The organism is Curtobacterium sp. WHRI 8282, assembly GCF_040223925.2.
GTDB lineage: Bacteria > Actinomycetota > Actinomycetes > Actinomycetales > Microbacteriaceae > Curtobacterium > Curtobacterium flaccumfaciens.
This window is the reverse complement of the sequence record NZ_JBEHCD020000001.1, coordinates 670,490-689,089: the sequence shown is the minus strand read 5'-3', so window position 1 is coordinate 689,089 and position 18,600 is coordinate 670,490. Positions and strand designations below refer to the sequence as shown.

Here is an 18,600-nt window from a genome sequence, read left to right as displayed (position 1 = left end):
CTCGATCTGGGAGGATGAGCACCGTCATGCAGTCCGTTGCCCAGGCCGTCGAACGACTCGACGCACTCGCCACCACCGAGCCCGTCGACCTCCTCGCTCGGGCCTTCGCCGACGCCGGACACGAACTCGCCCTCGTCGGCGGCCCCGTCCGTGACGCGTTCCTCGGCCGTCCGGTGACCGATCTGGACTTCACCACCGACGCCCGGCCGGACGACATCCTGCGGATCGTCGAGCCCATCGCGAGCGCCACGTGGGACGTCGGTCGCCAGTTCGGCACCATCGCCGCACGGGTCGCCGGCGAACAGGTCGAGATCACCACGTACCGCAGCGACGTCTACGACGGAGAGACCCGCAAGCCCGAGGTCGCGTTCGGCGACACCATCGAGGACGACCTGCTCCGTCGCGACTTCACCGTCAACGCGATGGCCCTGCGGCTGCCGGCCCGCGAGCTCGTCGACGTGCACGGCGGCGTCGAGGACCTGCTCGCCGCACGGCTCCGGACGCCCCAGACCGCGGTCGTCTCGTTCCGCGACGACCCCCTGCGGATGATGCGCGCCGCACGGTTCACCTCCCAGCTCGGCTTCACCGTCGACGACGACGTGCGGGCCGCGATGCAGGAGCTCGTCGCGTCGATCGACATCGTGTCCGCCGAGCGGGTCCGCGACGAGCTCGTCAAGCTGCTCAACACGGACGATCCGGTCCCCGGCCTCCGGCTGCTCGTCGACACCGGACTCGCCGAGCGGTTCCTGCCGGAGCTGCCCGAGATGCGGCTCGAGGTGGACGAGCACCACCACCACAAGGACGTCTACGAGCACTCGCTCACCGTGCTCGAGCAGGCCATCGGGTACGAGGCCGAGCGGCACGCCGGGGATCCCCCGGACACCGTGCTGCGGCTCGCGGCGCTGCTGCACGACATCGGCAAGCCCGCGACGCGCAAGCTCGAGCCCGGCGGCGCCGTGAGCTTCCACCACCACGACCTGGTCGGTTCGAAGATGGCGAAGAAGCGACTCCGTGCGCTCCGCTTCGACAACGACACCATCGCCGCGGTCTCCCGCCTGATCGAGCTGCACCTGCGCTTCTTCGGGTACACCGAGGGCGCCTGGACCGACTCCGCCGTCCGCCGCTACGTCCGCGACGCCGGACCCCAGCTCGAACGGCTGCACGAGCTCACCCGTTCGGACGTCACCACCCGCAACCGCCGCAAGGCCGACCGGCTGGCGTTCGCCTACGACGACCTCGAGGACCGCATCAAGACCCTCTCCGAGCAGGAGGAACTGGAGTCGATCCGTCCGGATCTGACCGGCGACGACATCATGCGGATCCTCGACATCCCGCCGGGGCGTGCCGTGGGCGAGGCGTACCGGTTCCTGCTCGAGGCCCGGATGGACGAAGGACCCCTCGGGTCGGAGACGGCCGAGGAGCGCCTGCGCGAGTGGTGGAGCGCCCGAGGCGACGCCAGCGCCTGAGACACCGGCGCCTGAGACGCGACCGCCTGACGGGCGGGACCGTTCTCCACAGGCCGGTGGCGCGCCTCCAGGCAGTCCGGTAGGCTACCCAGGTTGCCCCTCGCGCACCTGCGTGGTCTGGGGCACATGCATCAACCCTCCTGCCCCGGGAACCGCCCGGGGCCGCTGAGACCAGAGGAGGTGGGTTCCGCATGCACCAGTACGAACTGATGGCGATCCTCGACCCCGAGATCGATGAGCGCACCGTCGCTCCCAGCCTGGACAAGTTCCTGGCCGTGATCCGCAACGCGGGTGGCACCGTCGACAACGTGGACGTCTGGGGCCGTCGCCGGCTCGCTTACGAGATCGCGAAGAAGTCCGAGGGCATCTACGCCGTCGTCGACTTCACGTCGTCGCCCGAGGCCGCCAAGGAGCTCGACCGTCAGCTCGGTCTCTCCGAGGCCGTGCTCCGCACGAAGGTCCTCCGCGCTGAAGAGGGCATCGCGCAGGTCGCCGCCCAGAAGCAGCGTGACGAGGCTCGCGCGGCCCGCAAGGCCGCCAACGCCTCCGCAACCGCGACCGCGAGCGCCGAGTAACCCGTGGCCGGCGAAACCGTCATCACGGTGGTGGGCAACCTCACCGCGGACCCCGAGCTGCGGTACACGCAGAACGGGCTCGCCGTGGCGAACTTCACCATCGCGTCGACCCCTCGCACGTTCGACCGTCAGGCGAACGAGTGGAAGGACGGCGATGCGCTGTTCCTCCGCGCGAGTGTGTGGCGCGAGTTCGCCGAGCACGTGGCGGGGTCGCTGACGAAGGGCTCGCGCGTCATCGCGCAGGGTCGTCTGCGTCAGCGTTCCTACCAGGACCGTGAGGGCCAGCAGCGCACGAGCATCGAGCTCGAGGTCGACGAGATCGGCCCGTCGCTCCGCTACGCGACCGCACAGATCACCCGTGCAGCGGGTGGCAGTGGCGGCGGTCGTGGCCAGGTCGGCGGCGGCGCCAGCGCCCCCGCGGGCAACGGCGGCGGCAACTGGAACAACAACGGTGGCGGTCAGTCGGACGCGCCCTGGTCTCCCCAGGGTGGCCAGCAGGGTGGCGGCAACGCACAGTCGAACGACGTGTGGAGCACCCCCGGCGGCAACTTCGACGACGAGACCCCGTTCTGATCCTCAGCGTTCCGACGGACACACAACTTTTCTTCTAAGGACAAATCACTATGGCTGGAAAGAGCACCGGCGACCGCCGGAAGCCTCGCGGCAAGGGCGGCAAGAACGCTGCTCCCGCGAAGTCGATCAAGGTCGGCGTCATCGACTACAAGGACGTTGCGACCCTTCGCAAGTTCATCTCGGAGCGTGGAAAGATCCGCGCCCGTCGCATCACCGGCGTCTCCGTCCAGGAGCAGCGCCTCATCGCCCGTGCCGTGAAGAACGCCCGTGAGATGGCGCTCCTCCCCTACGCCGGCTCCGGCCGCTGATCGGAGGTCGACACATGTCGAAGCTCATCCTCACCCACGAGGTCTCCGGCCTCGGTTCCGCTGGTGACGTCGTCGACGTCAAGAACGGCTACGCCCGCAACTACCTCATCCCCCAGGGCTTCGCTGTCGCGTGGTCCAAGGGCGGCGAGAAGCAGGTCGAGTCGATCCGTGCCGCGCGTACCGCGCGCGAGCTCGCCACCATCGAAGAGGCACAGGACCTCAAGATGAAGCTCGAGAACGCGACCATCACGCTGTCGGTCAAGGCCGGCAAGGACGGTCGTCTGTTCGGCTCCGTCCGTCCGGGCGACGTCGCTGACGCCGTCCAGGCGCAGGGCGTCGGCTCGCTCGACAAGCGCAAGGTCGAGGTCCCCGCGACCATCAAGACCGTCGGTGACCACGAGGCCACCGTGCGCCTGCGCGAGGACATCACTGCCGTGATCTCGCTCAAGGTCGTCGCTGCCAAGTAGCACTGACGTTCCGCTCCACGACGGGCGGGTCTCCTCCGGGAGGCCCGCCCGTCGTTGCGTTCCGGGGGCGGTCGCGCGGCTTGTCCTACGGCTGTCGCCGACATGGTCACGGGCCTGGAGGCGCGGCTCGACTCGGGCTGGCTGGTTACGGTTCAGACGGGGTCACGCTGGCTGGGAACGGGCCGAGAACTCTCCCCACAGGAGGGGTGCTTGTCAAGTCGTTTTACACAGTGGAAACGTGTCAAATCGGAACCTTCAAGGGGTACTTGAACCCCACTTTTCCACACACGGTGTGCAACAGAAAACCCCAGGTCAAGTGGTCGAAAGTGTGTTCGTACGCCGCTTTTTCCACAGGCTCGTCCACAGTTCTCCACACAGCGTTCCGGCGTGTTCCGCAGCCTCTCCACAGAGTTATCCACAGGGCCGTTTGTTGGGGATAACTCTGGGGCCGTAGCTTGGGCGAGCGACTCGGGGATGTCGGTCGCCGGGGGTAGAAACAGGGGTGCGGGTTCCGGCCGGTGGGTGCTGTCCCGCCGGTTCAGGTCCGTGTCGTCAACAGAGGAGAGCGTGTGTCGATCGCACATCTTGAGCCCGCACCGCAGGACTACGCGGACCGCGGCATGGAACGCACCCCGCCGCACGACATGCTCGCGGAGCAGTCGACCATCGGTGGCATGCTCCTGTCGAAGGACGCCGTCGCCGACGTCATCGAGACCGCCCGCGGTGTGGACTTCTACGTCCCCAAGCACGAGGTCATCTTCGATGCGATCCTGTCGCTCTACTCGCACGGTGAACCCACCGACGTCATCGCCGTCACCGACGAGCTGACCAAGACCGGGCTGCTGTCCCGTGCCGGCGGCGCCGAGTACTTGCACAGCGTCACGAGCATGGTGCCGACCGCCGCGAACGCCGGCTACTACGCCGGCATCGTCGCCGAGAAGGCCGTGCTCCGTCGTCTGGTCGACGCCGGTACCCGCATCGTGCAGATGGGCTACGCGTCTGAGGGTGAGGTCACCGACCTCGTCAACAGCGCGCAGGCCGAGGTCTACAACGTCGCCGGTGGTGTGCAGACCGAGGACTACGTCCCGCTGACCGACGCCATCTCCGCCGCGCTCGACGAGATCGAGGCCGCCAAGGGTCGCGACGGCCAGATGACGGGCGTGCCGACCGGGTTCGCGCAGCTCGACGGCCTGACCAACGGCTTCCACCCCGGACAGCTCATCATCGTCGCCGCGCGCCCCGCCCTGGGCAAGTCGACGCTGGCGCTCGACCTCTGCCGCGCCGCCGCGATCAAGCACGACCAGACCGCCGCCTTCTTCTCGCTCGAGATGGGTCGCGCCGAGATCGCGATGCGTCTGCTCTCCGCCGAGACCAGCGTGCCGCTGCAGAACATGCGCAAGGGCACCGTGGACTCCCGTGACTGGACCACCATCGCGCAGACCCGCGGTCGCATCAACGACGCCCCGTTCTTCATCGACGACTCCCCCAACATGACGCTCGTCGAGATCCGCGCCAAGTGCCGTCGACTCAAGCAGCAGCACAACCTGAAGCTCGTGGTGATCGACTACCTGCAGCTGATGACCTCGGGCAAGAAGGTCGAGAGCCGCCAGCAAGAGGTCTCCGAGTTCTCGCGTGCCCTGAAGCTGATGGCCAAGGAGCTCCAGGTGCCGGTCATCGCCCTGTCGCAGCTGAACCGTGGTCCGGAGCAGCGTGCCGACAAGAAGCCGGCGATCTCCGACCTCCGTGAGTCCGGCTCCATCGAGCAGGACGCCGACATGGTCATCCTGCTGCACCGCGAGTCGGCGTACGAGAAGGACAACCCGCGTCAGGGTGAGGCGGACCTGATCGTGGCGAAGCACCGTAACGGACCGACGGACACCATCACCGTGGCGTTCCACGGGATGTTCTCGCGGTTCGTCGACATGCCGCAGTAGGCAGCTTGTTGTTGTCGTCCGCCAGCTAACTTGTCCAACTGCCACACAACGTGTCCTGAAATACGGGGTTGGACAAGTTGTTTGGCAGCGGCGATCAGCATCATCACTCGGGTGAGCTCCGCTTTCGTGCGTCGCGAAGCGTCCGTTCGACATGCGTGCGCTGAGATAGTTCGCCGACCACCTATGTGAGACGGGGCTCGCTCCAGCGCGGGGCTGTAGGAGTCCGAAGCCCTCAGAAGCGCCCCGGGCCGACGGATGGATCGGCTTGCGGACGCGATCGCGACACTGATCGCGGCGACTGAGACGACGCAGAGCGAAGCTGCTCGCAGATGAGTTCTGACGGATGGGAACTCCCAGCTTGCGGGCGCTCCGGATGCTCCTCGGGAGCGCCCGCACAAACGATCGTTTGAGCGGGTCGATATTGGGGGCAGCCAAAAAGCACGAGAAGATAAACCATGCAGAGTGTTCCTGTCGCCCCGCGCCCTCGATTCCTGACCATCGGGCTCTCCGATGCGGAGAACGCAGCGGTTGCAGACTTTGCCGGGGACGTCCGGGTCGCTTGAGACATGTCGGAGGTCCACCCGGAGGAACACGACGTCCTTATAACAGTCGGGGTGAACTACTACACAGGGAACGACCTGTTCGCGTACCAGCTCCTCTTCGCCCCCCTTCCCGACCCCAACCAAGGCATCGCCACCAGCGGCTGGGGAGGTTCATCCTCCCTCACTCGGGTTTCGACGCAGAACAAGCCAGCCCGCGATTTCCTCACCACCGCTGACGCCGGTGAACTGGGGTTGACATCATTGGTGCAACGAACTTGCGTGCCGAGCGTCGGCAGTTACACCGGCCTCAGCGAACCACTTAACCCACGGAGACGCACGCGGGCCTTTCTGTACGAGAACCTGTCGCATCCACTCATGCTCGCTGGATTGTTCGAAACCCCGTCTGACTCGTACGGGAAGAGCTCTGTGTTCTGGCTTCCCGACATGGCTCGGTCGGGCCTCCGCGAATGGCTGGCCGCGGCGACCGCCTACTGGCGCACGAAGGCACCGGATGTCTTCCCAGAGACGGTTGAGTGGGCACGGGCGCCTCGATGGGCCTCTACAGAGGAGACCACGACACGCGAGCGGCTGGCCGCGTTCGACCGAGAAGAAGAAGCTCGCCGCTTAGCGGCAGGTCAGCAGCGTTCCGTTCTCACCGACGAAGTCGCGGCGGCTGAACGGGGCGGTGAGAGCTGGCGACAGATGCTCCGCGAGACCGGAGACGATCTCGTATCGGCCGTTCGCAGCGCATTCGAGTATCTAGGATTTGACGTCGTCGATTCCGATTCACTCCCGGAGCACAAGGACCGTAAACGAGAAGACCTACGGGTCGTAGACGGTGACTGGATCGCCCTCGTCGAGGTTAAAGGATACGCCGGCTCGGCGAAGTCGAATGATCTGCAACAAATCGCTGCCGCGGCCGTGACCTTCGCGATCAACCATGGCGCAGCCCCATCAGCTCTCTGGTACATCCCAAACGCACAACGGGGAACCGACCCGGCGCAACGCACGCTGGCGTTGGCGGGGCGCGATGACGATGTTGCTGCGTTCGGCGCTCAGCACCATGGGTGCCTTATAGAGGCGCGCGACTTGTTCGCGTTGCGCCAACGAGTAGCCACGCGCGAGATGGCAGCCGATGCGGCACGGTCACTGCTGCGATCAACCACGGGGCGGCTCCTGCTCGATTGAGGCGGCCTGCAAGACCTCTGCGATGATCAGCCATGCTCACAGTCGACCTTGGCGGAAACTTCTCAAGTATCTCCAGCGCTGGCTCGATTGGTCTCCGTCCGGGACGGTACGGAGGACAGCAACGATTACGACGTTGGCTCCTCGGGAGGGTCTCGAAGCACCGCCCGACAGTGAAGGTCGGATCACTCGCCTGCCTCGTCGCCGATGATGAGTCCTGGCAGCCTAGGGCCGGGGCAGCAGGCGGAGGCTTCGCCTAACGATGGCGAGCAGGAGGAGAAAGGCGCGCCCCTGGAAACGGGACTTATCTTCATTGGCCCCGGGGCTGGGCTTGACCTTAACTCAGCTATATGCTGACCTAGTGGCGCGCGCTTCTCACTACCAATCCGGTACTTCTCCCTTTGTGTTGCTCGGTCGTCCTGAATCGCCGCGGTGGCGGGACCCCCAGATCGGAGCGCTTACTGCTGTAGTTGCGCAGTGGACGCTTGATGTGACTGAGCGCATCTTGGTGTCGATGCCGACGGGCGCGGGTAAGACCGCTGTGGAGACGGCGCTGCCCTACCTCGCGGGCGCCGAGCGGGTGCTCGTTGTCGTTCCGAGCGTAGAACTCCGGACCCAGTTGGCCGAGGCGTTTCGAAGCGAGGACGTACTTCGGAAGATAGGCGCTCTCGGGACGACTCGCCTGCGGCCCGTAGTCGAGACTGTGACGGGCCGCGAGGTCGATTGGGATCGGCTCGCGCTGGCTGATGTTGTGATAGCTCTGCCGCAATCCATCAGTCCCGTTCATTTTGACGAAGAATCTAGACCGGATCCGGAGTTTTTCGACCTTATCATCATTGATGAGGCGCATCATGCACCTGCGCCAACCTGGACGGCGATTCTTGATCACTACCGAGATGCGCGCGCAGTCTTGTTGACCGCAACTCCACTTCGTGCTGACGGTCGTCGCGTTCCGGGTAGTCACGTTTTCCACTATCCGCTACGCCGCGCGATCACGGACGGGATTTATCAAGTCGTCGAGCCGCTGGTGCTCGCAACAGCTGAGGACTCGACACTCGGTGAGCGGGATGATGCTATCGCTAGGGCGGTCGTCGACACGGCGCACGAGCAGGCGCACGAGCACTCAGCCGTTCTCATTCGAGCAAGCAGCGTCGCGCGCGCTTCGACTCTTCAGACGCTCTACCGCGACCTCGGACTGGACGCCGAGATACTGACATCCAAGGTGCCCAGCGCGCAGAGAGACCAAATAATCAAGCGGTGGCGTGAAGGCGAGCTTCGCGCGGTCGTCACGGTCGACATGCTGGCCGAAGGCTTCGACCTACCCAGTCTCCGTATAGTGGGCTATCACGACAAGCACAAGTCGGTGCCCATCACAATGCAGTTCATTGGCAGGCTAGCGCGTGTCAGCGCTTTACACCCGCAGCGATCTGTTCTTATCACCGCGAGGGATCAGGATATCTACCCGGCTCTCAAGGCGGCTTTGTGGAAGCTCTATGCCGAAGATGCGGAATGGGCGACGCTATTGCCCGGCCTCATTGATGATGAGATACATACGCGGAAATTAGATGAGCAGTATTTAGCAGCATTTGATGTCGCGCCAACAGAAATCTCGCTGGCGGCTCTCCGGCCTTTGGCTCGGGCTCAGATCTTCGAAGTTAACACCCAGGCGACGTGGGTTCCAACCGCTTTTTTGTTGGGCGAGGTTCCCGAGGAGCTGCGAGGCGGCGCTCGTATTGGCCCCGAAACTGTTGCCTACGCGGGCTTGAACCAATCTCATACGCATCTCGTCCTCGTCACGTATCAGCTGGAGACGCCGCGTTGGTATGCCGGCGACGACGGGCTCACGCGGCCCGTATTTGACCTGCATATCGTGAGCTGGCATGAGTCGAAGAGAACCGACCGGCCAAGCCTCCTATTTGTCAATAGCCACGACGATGGCATGGCCACAGCGATACGCGACCTGATTGATCCCACTAGCGAACTGCGATCAAGCGACCCGCGCTCCTTGCAGGACGCTTTCGACAGTCAGGAGCGACTTTCGGTGTCCTCTGTGGGGGTGAGGAATACTTTCGCTGGAACCCCTGGAACTCCGTCGTACGCTATGTTTGCCGGCAGTGGAATAGAAAGAGGTCTTCGAGACGCTGACACGAATAGTCGCGCTCTTGGACACGCGATGGCACAAGTGGAAGTCCCCGGTGGCTCGTCGGTCACTGCAGGCCTCGCGACTGGGAAGACTAAGTATTGGGAAACCCGGTACTTGGGACTGCGCGAGTATGAGGCGTTTACGGTTGACCTTGCGGCCCGTTATTGGTTCCCTCGACAAACTAATTCCGGCCCTTTGCTCCCTGATGTCGCGAAAGGTGTCCGGACGGAAGTTTTCGCGTCCGATACTGACATTGTTGCCGCAGAATTGCACCCGGCTGTCCGAGGTGAAGGATGGCAGTTCAGCGGAGGCCAAACCCTCGACGCCGTTGATGTCGAGGGTGTGGAGGGGTCGCTCACTGCCACCGAACTCGAGATCCAGATTATCGCCCCAGAGGCCCCAGACATCGTGCTGTGGCGCGGAGCTCAGGATACCTCCGGTCGCTTTCGCACCACATTAGGCGACCCGATGCTTAGCCGCGGGTCTGGCCAAATCGCGAATATCGAGGAGCTTTTCCTGCTTCTTCCACCGACCATCTACCTGCTGAATGGTGAGACGATCCTCGGATCGATGACGTACGCTCCCGTGCGAACGAGTAGTAGTCTGCCTGACGTGGATTTCGACAAGGTCGACTGGGCTGGAATCGATATCAAGAAGGAAGCAAAGGTTGACGGTCGATCTGACACGATCCACGATTGGGTCGAGGCTCAACTGGCTGCGGTGGTGCCTGACCCAGGGACGATGCGGTGGGTCCTCTGTAACGACGGACCTGGCGAAATAGCTGACCACATAGTTATTGAATATTCGCCGGGGAACAGACCTCGAGTCGAATTCTGGCACTCGAAGTACTCACAAACCGCAACCCCGTCCGTGCGGGTCGATGACCTTCAGGTAGTCACTCAGCAGGCGGCTAAGAGCCGTCGACACTTCACGGATCGTGAGTTCTGGAAAAGGTTGGGACGGCGGATCGACGGCGAGGAGAATCCCAGGGCGATTTTGATTGCTGGTGCCCTTGGCGACCTTCGAGCCTTATGTGGGCGTGATCCGCTGCGCAGCGATGAGAGTTTGGCTGATCGTGCGCCGACGCTTGAATGTCGCATCTCGGTCGTGCAGCCAGGGTTGAGTTTTTCGGCTCTGCAAACGAAGCTTGCATTGGATCCGGTCCCCACGTCTGCGGGCCAAGTGCGGGAGTTCCTAACATTTCTTGATAGTGCGGTGCGGAACCAAGCGGTCGTGACGGTGACCTGCAGCCCCTGAGGAGAACCCCCGAGTTGTCCGTGGTGAGTCGCGCGAGGCGGTCGGCCGATTGGGACAAGTAAATTGGCAGCGAGTCCGGACAACCAGTCAAAGTTGAGCGTGTGCGGCGCGGCTATGCGGACAGGTAAGGCGTCCGTCGACAGTTGTCGGTGCGGAAGGGCCTGGCCGTCGGTCATGAACGCGCGAATGCTGCAAACGCTCCGGGCACCGAGGTAACTGGACTCCTCCCAGTGGCGGGCTGAAGCACTGCGGTGGTCTAACCTTCTGACGAGCCCAGTGAGCGAATCTCGCTTCGAACGGACCGAAGCGCCACACGGTCGGCGAACGGAGCGCCACGGCCCAGGAGCGACAAGTCGAGATGGCGGCGCGGACCGCCGCGTTCGACGAGTGGGAGTTCCACTACGCAGGCGCGGAGCGGTGGATGGCACTCAACCGGACGGGGCACAGGGCGTGGGCTCACGTCGAAGGCAACGACGACAGAACGCGGGCGCGGATGCGCTCCGGGCAGGACGACTGGACAGAAGTCCCGAAAGGCGGTTCATTCGAGTTCGTAGTCGTAGAACGCGGCACTCTCAGCGGCCCGATCAACATCGCCATCTTCTGGCGGCTCACGCCCGACGCGCCCGAGCAGAGCCTGGCGCAGATCATCAACATCTAGCGCCGCGCGTCAGTGATGCCCACTCACACCGGACCTAAGCGTTGCGAAGCCTGGGCGTGGGTCAGAACCGGAACTCCGTTATGTGACGCACGGCTGACCCGCCTGGTCTTCAACACGGGCCATTCCGGACGCCCTCAAGTCCGCGTCCTCCATTCGACAGGGGGGCTTGACGGGGACCCGAGCGGCGATTGGGAATCCCTTGACCTTGACAACCTCACGCGCCGAGCGGCGCGTCGAGTCCTACTCACGTCTAGTGATCGGCACGATGAGACCACCATGGATGGGCAACACGACGTCGTTCTCGAGCATGTCAGCGCGAAGCCGGACGATTGGGACCAACTACTGCTGCTTGCGAAAGCGAACCGGGCCACGCTCGGGTTCCTAACGGACTCCGCGTTCGAGGACCGTCTCGGACGCGGCACCGTCGTCATCGCCCGCGTCGGCGGAGACATCGTCGGGTATTGCATCTACGACGTCCCACGCGCCGGCTACATCAAGCTGGTGCACGTCTGCGTCGGTCTCCGCGGGACGGGCATCGGGAAGCTGCTCGTTGATGCCGCGGTGCAGGCTCACCCCGAAGCCATTGGCGTTGTCGCCTACTGTCGTCGCGATTACGGGCTGGATCGGTTTTGGGCGGCTGTGGGACTGTCGCCCCGCGGCGAACGAGCCGGCCGGGCGGCCGCCGGATCCACCCTGACGCGCTGGTGGATGCCACTCGGAGAGCTTGACCTGTTCGAAGATGCGGCGCTCGGGGCAGGGCTGCCGCTGGTTGTGTACGACACCAACATCGTCGCCGACCTCTACGGCTCCTCCGAACTCGATCGCGCTGATCGCGATGCGTCCCTTGGCCTCACCGCAGACTGGATAGCGGCGGAGATCACTGCGGTCGTCTCTCCGCAGGTTGACGTCGAAATCGACCGCATTGATGACGAAGACGAACGCTCCCGACAACGTTCCGGAGCGGACCACCTCGTTCGGTTGCGGTCCATTCGCCGTGAAGATACTTCAGTGCTCGACGTCCTGTTGCAACGAATCGGCCCGGAAGAGCTCGCGGCAGACCCGTCGCTGCGCGACGACCTGAATCACATCGCTGACGCGCTTGCCGCACACGCGGCGTTCTTCGTCACGAACGACACCCGCTTGCTGCGACTTGCCGACTCCTACCTCCCCGTCGACACCCAGCTTCGCGTTCTCCGTCCGCATGAGCTAATACAGCAGGTCGATCAACGGCTCGGGCAACCCGTGTTCCAGTCCAGACTCATCGAGGACATCGACCTGCGCTGGGTTCCGGCAACTTTTTTCACGATCGACCAGCTGGTCGACACGTTCCTCACCCACGAGCGGAACGAACGAGGCAGCGATCTACGACGGCTCATCCGCGCGTCAATCGCATCCCACCCGAGGTCCACCCGAGTTCTCATCGACGAACGGGAACGACCCTGGGCGATGCTCGCTGAACATCCTGGCGACGAGATGCTGGTGATTCCGCTCCTGCGAGTCGCACGCCGTCGCGAAACGACGACGGTCGCGCTCCAGCTCGCTCGTCACACGCGCCACGTCGCCCGTCAGAACCAGCTGCCCGTCGTCGAGATCACCGACCCAGTAGTCGCCGATGTCGTCCGCGACGGTCTCCGGACAGAGGGCTTCGACGACGAGCTGTGTGCCGAAGTGATCGATCGGGCAGAACCTGCATCGCGATTCCTCGCCGACCACCCCACAGAGGTACTCCAGACCGCAGCGCAGCTGCGAGACATTGAGCACCGGTTCTGGCCCGTGGTGCTCTTGCGGGCAGGGGCACCGACATACATCGCGCCCATCCAGCCGCGCTTCGTCTACCCGCTGTTCGGCATCCCGAGGCAAGCGCTCTGGGGAGACGACCGACCGTTGGCGCTGGGCCTCTCGCGAGAACACGTGTATTACAGCGGGAGCAGTCGAGCGCTTCCCCCACCTGGCGCTCGCATCCTCTGGTACGCCTCTGCGGACGACACGGAAACCATTCGGAGCATCGTTGCCTACTCCAGGAGCCTCGGTTACGAGCGCACATCACCCGACGAGGCATTTCGCAGACACAAGCAGGTCGGGGTGTTTAAGCGTCGGGACGTGCGCTCAGCTGCCGACAAGCGCGGACGAGTCACTGTCATACGGTTCGAGGACACTGAGTTGTTAGGCCGCCGGATCGGGGGTCCCGAACTTGCCGAACTGTTGGAGCAGCACGACGTGAAGCACCCGATACCCTCGTTCCGGCAGGTACCGTCCACGCTGTTTGACGACCTCATCCAGAGCCAAGGCAGGAGCGCACGTTGACATCGATCCTGCTCTCAGTGCGGCCCGCCTTCGCACACGCACTGCTGGAGGGCACGAAGACCGCCGAGGTTCGACGACGGTTTCCCGCCGTCGCAACGCCCGCCACGATCTACGTGTACTCAAGCACCCCGGACCGCGCAGTCCTCGGCACCATCGAGCTCGAAGGCATCGACCGCCCTGCCGCGTCGTCCGTATGGGACTTGTACCGGCATGAGATCCAGATTCATCGGCAACCGCTCGAGGAGTACCTCGACAACGTCAACGACGCTGCCATCCTGCGTGTGCGCTCGCCAATCCGGTGGCCGAAGGCCATGCCGCTGGCACTGCTCCGGAGCGAAATCGGGCTCGAACCACCACAGAGCTTCCGGTACGTCGACCCAGCGCGAGAAGAACGCCTCCGCGCATGGGGTGAGAGCGGTACCTCGACGATGTTGCCGGCACTGACCGCCGTCGGCTAACCCGAAAGCGGAGTCGGATCAGAGAGCGGCGTGCGCAATTGCTCCAGCAGCGACCGGTCGTTCCACCGGTTCAGCCACCGGTACCCCCACAACTGGTCGGCCTCGAAGCGGGTTGCGTTCAGTGCTGGACGGAGCTGCTGCTCCCATACCTCGCCGCGGTACCACGCGGGACCGACCGTCGCCGACGTCAAGGTGCCGAAGTCGACCGGTCGTGGCCAATTCGACCAGAACCAGGTTGAGCCAGGCACTTCGACGCAACCGCAGATGAAAATGCGATCGCCACTGCTGAGGACTTCGAAGCAGAACCGCCACCAGTCGGGGTCGTTGTCGTCGCCGACGTCGCGGTAGATCGATGCCCACGGGCTGTGGTCGCTCCGGGAACGGACCACCTCCTCGGCGTCCCGGTACGAGCGGAGGACCTCGTATCCGGCGGGCCGGTGTCGTTGTCGCGGTACCAGAGTTCTTCCGGCCGCTCCGGCTCGAGGACACGGAGCAGTTCGAGCGCCCCGGCCGGCGAACCCTGAGTGCCGATGAGTTTGAGGGTAATGGTCGGCTACCAGCGGCGCCCGTTCAGCAGGGCGACGATGGTCCGCTGCGGTTTTCCCGGCGGCGAGTCACCGGTGCGGCGTCGTGGGAAGCCCGTCGATTTACAGCGTCGGGTGCGGGGACGCCATGAAGAAGCGGGATCGACGCCTGGGTCATCACCGGGATCTCCTGGGGAACCTCGCTCGCGTTGGCGTACACACAACAACACCCGCAACGTGTTCGTGCACTCGCACTCATGGCCGTCACGACGACACATCGTCCCCGACGTGTTAGGTTGTGCACAACCTAATGGAGCACCACGTGAAACTGACCAGCTGGATCGACCTCGTCACCGGTGGCCTGCTCGCCGGGCACGGCTTCGCCACGGTTCGCCGCACCCCGCTGCGCGCCAGGGCCCAGCGGATGCAGCGCCGGGGCTTCGAGCCGGGCGTCCCGCACGCACTCGGCATCCCGGCCCTGGAAGTCCTGTCCGGGTTCGGACTCGCCGCTGCAGCGGTCCGCCGTGCCCCCGGGAGTGACCTGATCGGCACCGGCGCCACCATCGCGGCGACCGCCCTCGGCGGGACCCGGCTCGTGATCGACCTCGAAGACCGGCAGGCGACGACCACGACCGGTGTTGCCGGGGCACTCGCGCTCGTCGGCGCACTGCGTCTGGCCGCCTCGACCCGCGGCCGTCCTGTCGCCCGGATCCTCACGCTCGGTGCCGCTGCTGCCGCGATCACGTTCGAGGCCGCACGCCGACGCCGAGTCCCCCGCAGCCGTAGCCGCTGACCTCGGCTCCCCCACTCCACCGAACCCCACCACGACCGTGAAAGGCACCACCCCGATGGCAACCCGCACCCCCGCAGTCCGCTCCACCCGCCCCCGGACCATCGTCCGCATCCTGTTCGGCGCGCTGCTCACCTGGGCCGGCATCAGCCATCTGACGGTGGCCCGCGAGGAGTTCCAGGCGCAGGTGCCGAAGTTCGTGCCGCTGCCGACGGACGTCACGGTGATCGCCTCCGGCGTGGTGGAGATCTCGCTCGGGGCTGCGCTGATGCTCCTGGCTCGGCGTCAGGTGACGGTCGGGTGGGTCGTCGCGGTGTTCTTCCTGGCGGTCTTCCCCGGCAACATCGCGCAGTGGATGCACCACCGCGACGGGTTCGGCCTGGACACCGACACCAAGCGCTTCGTCCGCCTGCTGTTCCAGCCCGTGCTCATCGCCGTCTCCCTGTGGGCCACGAACGCGCTGCGCAAGCGCCGCTGAACCGGCCTGCGCGAGCGCCGCTGATCGGCGCTGCACTCGCGCGGCCGCGGCCATGGGGCAGAATCGGCCCCATGAGCGGGGACGACATGGATCAGCCGCGCGTGGTCGCGGTGAGCAAGGACGGCGAGCACCGGTTCAGCAAGCCGTTGGTCGACGCGGTGACGCTCGTGGCGGGGTGGGGCATCGAGGGTGATGCCCACGCCGGCACGACCGTGCAGCACCGCTCCCGGGTCGCCCGTGACCCCTCGCAGCCGAACCTGCGCCAGGTCCACCTGCTGCACGCCGAGCTGTTCGACGAGGTCGCCGAAGCCGGGTTCAGCGTCGAGCCGGGCCAGATGGGCGAGAACGTGACGACCAGCGGCGTCGACCTGCTCGGACTGCCCGAGGGAGCGGTGCTGCACCTCGGTGACGACGCCTCCGTCCGGGTCACCGGCCTGCGGAACCCGTGCCAGCAGATCAACGGCTTCGAGCCGGGACTCCTGCGTGCCGTGCTGGGGCGCGCCGAGGACGGCACGGTCGAGCGCAAGGGCGGCGTGATGAGCGTCGTGCTCACGGGCGGCACGGTTCGACCGGGCGATCGCATCCGGGTCGAGCTCCCCGACGGCGAACGACGACCCCTCCAGCCCGTCTGATGACCCAGCGCGTGCGACGCGTCCTGGTGCTCGGTGGCACCGGTTGGCTCGGACGGACGATCGTCGACGAGCTGTTGGCCGAGGGCGCCGACGTCACCTGCCTCGCCCGGGGCACCACCGGCAGCGTCCCCGAGGGAGCGCGGTTCGTCCAGGCGGATCGAACCCTGCCCGGCGCCTACGAACAGGCCACCGGCGACTGGGACGAGGTCATCGAGCTCGCCCACGCCCCCGAACTCGTCGCCCCGGCGCTCGACGCCCTCGCCCACCGGGCCGCGCACTGGACCCTGGTGTCGACGGTCTCGGTGTACGCAGAGAACGACGAGCCGGGCGCCGACGAGTCCGCTCGACTGGTGGAGCCGAGGGACCCGTCCGCCTACGCCGACGCGAAGGTCCTCGCCGAACGCACCACCCGGCTCCGCCTCGGATCGCGGCTGCTCATCGCGCGACCGGGGTTGATCGTCGGGCCCGGCGACCCCAGTGACCGGTTCGGGTACTGGCCGGCACGCTTCGACCGAGGTGGGCCGGTGCTGGTGCCGACGACGGCGGAGCGGTTCGTCCAGGTGATCGACGTCGCAGACCTCGCCGCCTGGCTCGTCCGTGCCGGGCGCGACGGGTTCGTCGGTACGGTCAACGCCGTGGGCGCTCCGACGCCGATGCAGGACTTCTTCCGGTGCGTCGCCGAGGTCACCGGCTTCGACGACGAGCTGGTCACGGTCGACGACGACGTCCTGCTTGCACACGACGTGGCCTACTGGGCCGGACCGCGATCACTCCCCCTGTGGATCCCGGTGTCGGAGGCCGGGTTCGCGCAGCGCTCCGCGGTGGCGTTCACGGACGCCGGCGGGGTGACCCGACCTCTCCGGGACACCGTCGTGCGGGTGCTCGAGGACGAGCGTGCCCGCGGGACGGATCGGGAACGCCGTGCCGGCCTCACCGCGACAGCGGAACGGGCGATCCACACCAGGTAGACGCGCGGTCCGCACGAGCGAGATCAGGTCGCAGCGGCAGCCTGCTCGTACAGACTCGTCGCCAGGTCGTTGAGCACCTCGTGCAGTTCACCCTTGTGCGCCCCGTCGACGGCTCGGAGCATCGCTGCGTACCGCTCCTGGTAGTCCGACACGACGACGTGGCCCGGGGGCAGCAGCCGCAGCAGTGAGCCCCGGCGGTCGGCCGGGTTCGGTGCGCGCTCGAGCAGGCCGGCGGTGCTCATCCGGTCGATCATGTTCGTCACCGCGCCCGAGGTCAGCCCCAGGTACCCGGCGACCTCGGTCGGCGTGGAGTACCCGGTGTCACTGATGAGCACCAGGGCGCGGAGGGCGTTCTCGTGCACGCCCGCCCGGGCGCTGAGCTGGCTCACCAGGCTGGCGTTCGCACGGACGACGGCGGTGAACGCGGCCATGAGATCGGCGGCGTCGTCGTCGTTCGGTGCTGCTGCCACGAGGGCCTTCTTCCGTGTCGGGGACCGGGGGACAAGGTGCGTCCCCCTCACTGGGGTGAGTATACGAGTGGTCAACTTGGTGAATCACTGACTATCTTAACCATCGAAGTAAAACAGCCCGAAGGTCTTGCTTCCCCCGACTTCCTGAAACCACCACCGAACGAAGAGGTACCCCGTGTCCACCAAGCTCCGCACCTCCGCACTGAAGCGGATCCGCTTCGCCCCCGTGGCGCTCCTCGCGGGTATCTTCGCCGCCGTCCTGCTCTCCCTCTCGCTCACCGGCACCCTCTCCGGGTTCGCCGCGAGCATCACCAACAGCAGCAACACCGCCGGCAGCGGCACGCTGATCATGCAGGAGCAGAACGCCGGCGCGACCGTCACCTGCCTCAGCACCGACGGCGGCTCGGTCTCGACGAACTCGGCGACCTGCTCGACGATCAACAAGTTCGGCGGCAGCACGACGATGACCCCGGGCAACACGGTCAACACCGCGATCTCGATCAAGAACACCGGCACCGCGAACGCCAGCACCTTCACGCTGAACCCGGGCGCCACGTGCACCCAGTCGGCGAACGGTTCGGCCAACGGCACCGCGACCGACCTCTGCGCCAAGATGAACCTCGTCGTCACCTCCGGTTCGACCACCGTGTTCAGCGGCACCCTCGCCAGCTTCAAGGGTGCGGCGGCGTCGGCCTTCACGATGCCGCAGGCTCCGGCCGCCGGCGCGAGCGTCCCGTTCAACTTCGCGGTGACCCTGGACTCCTCGGCCGGCAACACCTACCAGGGCCTCGCTGCCTCGGTCCCGATGACCTGGACCTTCACGGCCTGATCCAGCCTGATCCGGCCTGATCCACCCCCATCACCCCTC

General features: G+C 65.7%; 19 protein-coding genes. 17 read left to right on the top strand and 2 right to left on the bottom strand.

Going from position 1 to position 18,600, the window contains the following annotated elements; genetic code table 11:
* Nucleotides 1–26 precede the first annotated feature (26 nt).
* The 11 genes from ABRP24_RS03410 (at nucleotide 27) to ABRP24_RS03360 (ending at nucleotide 13,870) form a co-directional block, all read left to right on the top strand.
* Nucleotides 27–1,466: a CCA tRNA nucleotidyltransferase gene (locus ABRP24_RS03410; protein WP_173032566.1), complete on the top strand. Its 1,440-nt coding sequence runs from the start codon at nucleotides 27–29 to the stop codon at nucleotides 1,464–1,466.
* 191 nt (nucleotides 1,467–1,657) lie between these two features.
* Complete coding sequence (rpsF, locus tag ABRP24_RS03405; protein WP_027466903.1) at nucleotides 1,658–2,041, top strand: 30S ribosomal protein S6; 384 nt, start codon at nucleotides 1,658–1,660, stop codon at nucleotides 2,039–2,041.
* A 3-nt stretch (nucleotides 2,042–2,044) separates the two neighbouring features.
* Complete coding sequence (locus ABRP24_RS03400) at nucleotides 2,045–2,614, top strand: single-stranded DNA-binding protein (protein ID WP_027466902.1); 570 nt, start codon at nucleotides 2,045–2,047, stop codon at nucleotides 2,612–2,614.
* A gap of 50 nt (nucleotides 2,615–2,664) precedes the next feature.
* Nucleotides 2,665–2,922 carry a 30S ribosomal protein S18 gene (rpsR, locus tag ABRP24_RS03395; RefSeq protein ID WP_017887834.1) on the top strand — a complete coding sequence of 86 codons (258 nt, stop codon included), beginning with the start codon at nucleotides 2,665–2,667 and terminating at the stop codon, nucleotides 2,920–2,922.
* A 14-nt stretch (nucleotides 2,923–2,936) separates the two neighbouring features.
* Nucleotides 2,937–3,389, top strand: a complete 453-nt coding sequence (gene rplI / locus ABRP24_RS03390) for a 50S ribosomal protein L9 (protein ID WP_027466901.1) — start codon at nucleotides 2,937–2,939, stop codon at nucleotides 3,387–3,389.
* 569 nt (nucleotides 3,390–3,958) lie between these two features.
* A complete protein-coding gene (dnaB, locus tag ABRP24_RS03385) occupies nucleotides 3,959–5,323 on the top strand; it encodes a replicative DNA helicase (protein ID WP_027466900.1) in 1,365 nt (454 codons plus the stop codon).
* Between the two features lie 614 nt (nucleotides 5,324–5,937).
* Complete coding sequence (locus tag ABRP24_RS03380) at nucleotides 5,938–7,053, top strand: hypothetical protein (RefSeq protein ID WP_349847597.1); 1,116 nt, start codon at nucleotides 5,938–5,940, stop codon at nucleotides 7,051–7,053.
* 259 nt (nucleotides 7,054–7,312) lie between these two features.
* Entirely contained in the window at nucleotides 7,313–10,450 is a 3,138-nt protein-coding gene (locus ABRP24_RS03375; RefSeq protein WP_349847598.1) for a DEAD/DEAH box helicase family protein, read from the top strand.
* Between the two features lie 358 nt (nucleotides 10,451–10,808).
* Complete coding sequence (locus ABRP24_RS03370; RefSeq protein ID WP_349847599.1) at nucleotides 10,809–11,108, top strand: hypothetical protein; 300 nt, start codon at nucleotides 10,809–10,811, stop codon at nucleotides 11,106–11,108.
* 276 nt (nucleotides 11,109–11,384) lie between these two features.
* Nucleotides 11,385–13,412 (top strand): GNAT family N-acetyltransferase, encoded by a 2,028-nt coding sequence (locus ABRP24_RS03365; RefSeq protein WP_349847600.1) that lies wholly within the window; start codon nucleotides 11,385–11,387, stop codon nucleotides 13,410–13,412.
* Nucleotides 13,409–13,870: a hypothetical protein gene (locus tag ABRP24_RS03360; RefSeq protein WP_214526513.1), complete on the top strand. Its 462-nt coding sequence runs from the start codon at nucleotides 13,409–13,411 to the stop codon at nucleotides 13,868–13,870. The genes ABRP24_RS03365 and ABRP24_RS03360 overlap by 4 nt, the downstream gene beginning before the upstream one ends.
* On the opposite strand, the gene ABRP24_RS03355 is transcribed toward ABRP24_RS03360, so the two are convergent.
* Complete coding sequence (locus ABRP24_RS03355) at nucleotides 13,867–14,259, bottom strand: hypothetical protein (protein ID WP_349847601.1); 393 nt, start codon at nucleotides 14,257–14,259, stop codon at nucleotides 13,867–13,869. The two genes, ABRP24_RS03360 and ABRP24_RS03355, sit on opposite strands and share 4 nt — an antisense overlap.
* Before the next feature lie 296 nt (nucleotides 14,260–14,555).
* Between ABRP24_RS03355 and ABRP24_RS03350 the strand changes: the two genes are divergently transcribed.
* The 5 genes from ABRP24_RS03350 (at nucleotide 14,556) to ABRP24_RS03330 (ending at nucleotide 17,262) form a co-directional block, all read left to right on the top strand.
* Complete coding sequence (locus ABRP24_RS03350; RefSeq protein WP_371836727.1) at nucleotides 14,556–14,705, top strand: alpha/beta fold hydrolase; 150 nt, start codon at nucleotides 14,556–14,558, stop codon at nucleotides 14,703–14,705.
* An 11-nt stretch (nucleotides 14,706–14,716) separates the two neighbouring features.
* Nucleotides 14,717–15,187: a hypothetical protein gene (locus ABRP24_RS03345; RefSeq protein WP_349847602.1), complete on the top strand. Its 471-nt coding sequence runs from the start codon at nucleotides 14,717–14,719 to the stop codon at nucleotides 15,185–15,187.
* A 55-nt stretch (nucleotides 15,188–15,242) separates the two neighbouring features.
* Entirely contained in the window at nucleotides 15,243–15,662 is a 420-nt protein-coding gene (locus tag ABRP24_RS03340) for a MauE/DoxX family redox-associated membrane protein (protein ID WP_071404117.1), read from the top strand.
* Between the two features lie 71 nt (nucleotides 15,663–15,733).
* Nucleotides 15,734–16,294, top strand: a complete 561-nt coding sequence (locus ABRP24_RS03335; RefSeq protein WP_250897974.1) for an MOSC domain-containing protein — start codon at nucleotides 15,734–15,736, stop codon at nucleotides 16,292–16,294.
* Nucleotides 16,294–17,262 (top strand): NAD-dependent epimerase/dehydratase family protein, encoded by a 969-nt coding sequence (locus tag ABRP24_RS03330; protein WP_349847603.1) that lies wholly within the window; start codon nucleotides 16,294–16,296, stop codon nucleotides 17,260–17,262. Before ABRP24_RS03335 ends, ABRP24_RS03330 begins: the two co-directional genes overlap by 1 nt.
* Before the next feature lie 23 nt (nucleotides 17,263–17,285).
* On the opposite strand, the gene ABRP24_RS03325 is transcribed toward ABRP24_RS03330, so the two are convergent.
* Entirely contained in the window at nucleotides 17,286–17,732 is a 447-nt protein-coding gene (locus tag ABRP24_RS03325; protein ID WP_051597024.1) for a MarR family winged helix-turn-helix transcriptional regulator, read from the bottom strand.
* A 175-nt stretch (nucleotides 17,733–17,907) separates the two neighbouring features.
* Between ABRP24_RS03325 and ABRP24_RS03320 the strand changes: the two genes are divergently transcribed.
* On the top strand, nucleotides 17,908–18,561 hold the full coding sequence (locus ABRP24_RS03320; RefSeq protein ID WP_027466885.1) for a hypothetical protein: 654 nt from the start codon (nucleotides 17,908–17,910) through the stop codon (nucleotides 18,559–18,561).
* Nucleotides 18,562–18,600 lie beyond the last annotated feature (39 nt).